Annotated in this window: 2 protein-coding genes; both read right to left on the reverse strand. The window is 40.5% G+C overall.

Translation table 11 applies throughout. The features are described from left to right. Positions 1–901: YfhO family protein (locus tag LD39_RS19660; RefSeq protein WP_035552345.1), on the reverse strand; the 901-nt coding region annotated here is incomplete at its 3' end. Between the two features lie 13 nt (positions 902–914). Then, positions 915–1,183 (reverse strand): GtrA family protein (locus LD39_RS19665; RefSeq protein WP_035552348.1); only part of this gene is annotated, 269 nt, incomplete at its 5' end.

Raw genomic sequence — 1,183 nt, forward strand, 5'->3', positions numbered from 1 at the left:
ACATAAATAAAAAAACGACAACGACGCCAGCGAGTAAGAATGTGCGGCTGTCCAATAAAAGGTTGTCGGATAGATCCAACAATGGTCTTTCCTGGTTGAAGGCAGGTCGGTAATTATTTAAGTACGCGTAGACAGTCGGTATAAACGCGATGGAAGCGATCCCGAATCCAAGTCCTCCAGAAAAAAGGTAGAGTTTAACTTGTTGCAGCTTACCGGTTTCCTGTTTACCTAACGGAATGATCCAACGGGCTAAAATATAGATGCCGATAAAGAGTAACGATATGTAGGAAAAATAAAAATTATTGAACAAGGTGACGGCAAGAGCGAATACGAACCATAGGGGCTTTTGTTCGCGAATGATCTTCTCTACACCAAAGACTAGTAATGGGATGAGTAAAAAAGCATCAGCGTAGAATTCCCAATAGATGACATGGCGAAAATAGATAACGCTCGCCCCATATAAGGTGGCACCAACGAAAGCTGGGAATGTTCGTATCGAAAAATACCTGAACACATAAGTTGTTATTAAAATTACAGCCGACATCCTTATGATACTCGTGAACACAGTCAATTGCGCCCAAAAGAGCACATCAGGCGAATCGATGATGTGCATAAGTTCTAATAGGAAGACGACTGCTATGGTCAAAAGAAAGAAAAGGTTGGTTGAAAAATAGTAGCCAAGCTGACCAAAAATCCCGCCACCAAACCCAAACTGAAAAGAATAAAAGAAATTCCCGCTTGTATAGTTTTCATAGATTAATTGTTTAAAGGGAAGCATCTGATTCAACCCGTCATTTGCCCCGGCCATATACCCGCCATTGACCCACTCCTGTAAAAAGAAGAGGTGAGAAAAGCTTGAAACTACAAGACTTCCTAGTAAGATCCAGATGAATTTTTTCATTTTGCGACCACCATTACTGCTTTAATATTTTACTTGTTACAACAAATGTAATTGGTACGGTAAAGAATACGGCGATGATAGGTGCAATGTTGCTATTCAGCGAAAACCATTCGACTAGAGCATAGACAAGAAACGAAGAAGTCGAAAGGTTGACGACCTGGGTTAATGGAAATTGCAAAAATTTCTTCAAGGTCGGCTTCACACGGTACGTAAAGTAAGTATTCAAGTAAAAGGAAATGACGAAACTGACCAAAAAGCCGGTGATGTGAGCCACCATATAAT

Origin of the sequence: Halobacillus sp. BBL2006, assembly GCF_000786645.1 — a bacterium.
In the GTDB taxonomy this organism is placed as follows: domain Bacteria; phylum Bacillota; class Bacilli; order Bacillales; family Halobacillaceae; genus Halobacillus.